This is a genomic window from Elizabethkingia miricola, from assembly GCF_001675285.1.
In the GTDB taxonomy this organism is placed as follows: domain Bacteria; phylum Bacteroidota; class Bacteroidia; order Flavobacteriales; family Weeksellaceae; genus Elizabethkingia; species Elizabethkingia miricola.
Genome location: NZ_LSGQ01000024.1, coordinates 1 through 1,868 on the forward strand (window position 1 = coordinate 1; position 1,868 = coordinate 1,868).

Below are 1,868 nucleotides of genomic sequence, written 5' to 3' on the forward strand. Positions count from 1 at the left end.
AACCATGATTTAACAGTGCCAAATTGAGCGTAATTCTCACCAGTATTTGGAAGTTCTGATAATTCAAATATATTTTCACCCAATGGCAAACTAAGACAGGTAAGTGTATTGAAATCAGCTGTGATTATTTCACCGAAATCTAGAACCTTATCAAAAATATAGTTTGCGAAATCATCGCAGTTTGTGAATGTGTTTTTCATAATCTTGATTTTAAAAAACCCGGGATCGTTAGGTCTCACCCGGGGACATGCAAATTTTAAATATGTCAATGTTACAATGACCATTGTTGAGAGCAGTTTTATAACATGCTCAGGTTATTTTGCCATCTTTACATCATAACCAGCTATCATATCATCCATATAGCCGAATTGATTTAAATGTTGACAATACTCATGGGCATCTTCATTTGTCATCAGCTCGCTAACCTTAACAGGTTTTACATTAGCAAATATTCTTGCCTGTCTAGTAGGTAATTGATATACTGCCCACACTTTTTGATCTTTAGTTGAATTCTGAGTGTTCATAGATGTATTATTTAATGATTGATTTTACTCTCTTTTCAAGATTCGGCATTGTCAAGACAGACAGACCTTCATCTTCTCTTAATTTGTTCATTTCAACATAATAGGTATAGGCTTTTTGATAAGAAGCTTGACTTATATGCCTTTGAGCAAGTATGTTGTTCATCTTCTTTTGAACTGCGTGAGATCTTGAAATAGTTTTCATATTACTTTTATATATTTATTATACTTAAAGTTTAATTTTGTATTGCAAATATATACTTTAAAAATAATTAAACAAATAAAAATTACACTTAAAGTTTAATTTATATCAATTCTAAATAATTACACTTATAGAATAACTTAGAACTTATATATTAAACTTATATTTATATTTGCAAAAAAAAGTAAGTATGCACCTTAGAATAAAAGAGGTTATAAAATTGTATGGCACTTCGCAAAAGGAGGTGTCAAAAAAGACTGGAATATCTGAACAAATGATTTCTTACTACAATTCAGGAGACAAACAACCTCCTTTAAGTAAATTAAGATTAATTGCGGAAACAATTGGCTGCGAGATGACAGAGCTGTTTTCTGTAGGAGATAAATACTCACATTTTTACGATGATAAAACCGGAGAATGGTTAGGAATAAGAAAAAAATAGTATGGGAAAAATTTATTATAAATACAGAGATTTAAATAATTTTAAAAGAACAATTGATATAATACTTAACAAGCGTTTATACTTTCCTAAATACTCCGATCTTAATGACTTATGGGAAGGAACGGCAAAAATAATTATAGATAATGACGACTATCCATCAGTGCCTTTTCAAATTCCAGAAAACAATTTAAGAGTATGCTGTTTTTCTAACTCCCAGTACCTAAGATCAATGTGGTCTCTTTATGCGGACAGTCACAAAGGAATTGCTATCGGTTTTACACTGGATAATCCCATATATACACCTATTGAAGTAGAATATATTGAAAAATATAAAAAACTAGACATAAACAGATTCGGTAACGAAGACTATTTAACAGAATTGCTAAAGAGCAAAAGAAGCGAATGGAGACATGAGGAAGAATCAAGGATAATAGCCAATACAGAAAGAAAATATATATCTATAAATATAAAGCATATTTACTTAGGCGTACGCATTTCAGAAGAAGACAAAGATATTGTCAAGAAGCTTATAGAAAAAATAGATCCAAGCATCAAAGTTACCGAAGTAGATAAAGTAACACTATTTAATTATAATCATTAACACTCCTATAATAGTAATTACAACAAAAGCGATCAAAATCGCATTAACTTCGATTATTACACTTCCTTCATATTCGGATTCATAGAATTTCCGGATTTTTCG

5 protein-coding genes are annotated in these 1,868 nt (G+C 30.2%); 2 read left to right on the forward strand and 3 right to left on the reverse strand.

The genetic code is table 11. The annotated features are described in order from the left end of the window. The 3 genes from ATE49_RS11155 to ATE49_RS11165 form a co-directional block, all read right to left on the reverse strand. The coding region (locus ATE49_RS11155) for a hypothetical protein (protein ID WP_155759304.1) at positions 1-200 on the reverse strand (200 nt) is incomplete at its 3' end. A gap of 114 nt (positions 201-314) precedes the next feature. Then, on the reverse strand, positions 315-524 hold the full coding sequence (locus tag ATE49_RS11160) for a hypothetical protein (protein ID WP_065082244.1): 210 nt from the start codon (positions 522-524) through the stop codon (positions 315-317). Between the two features lie 7 nt (positions 525-531). Next, on the reverse strand, positions 532-726 hold the full coding sequence (locus ATE49_RS11165) for a hypothetical protein (RefSeq protein ID WP_065082245.1): 195 nt from the start codon (positions 724-726) through the stop codon (positions 532-534). Positions 727-913: 187 nt separating this feature from the next. On the opposite strand from ATE49_RS11165, the gene ATE49_RS11170 reads away from it, so the two are divergent. Both ATE49_RS11170 and ATE49_RS11175 read left to right on the forward strand, forming a co-directional pair. Next, complete coding sequence (locus ATE49_RS11170; RefSeq protein ID WP_065082246.1) at positions 914-1,165, forward strand: helix-turn-helix domain-containing protein; 252 nt, start codon at positions 914-916, stop codon at positions 1,163-1,165. Between the two features lies 1 nt (position 1,166). Beyond that, positions 1,167-1,766: a DUF2971 domain-containing protein gene (locus ATE49_RS11175; RefSeq protein WP_065082247.1), complete on the forward strand. Its 600-nt coding sequence runs from the start codon at positions 1,167-1,169 to the stop codon at positions 1,764-1,766. The last annotated feature ends 102 nt before the right edge of the window (positions 1,767-1,868 follow it).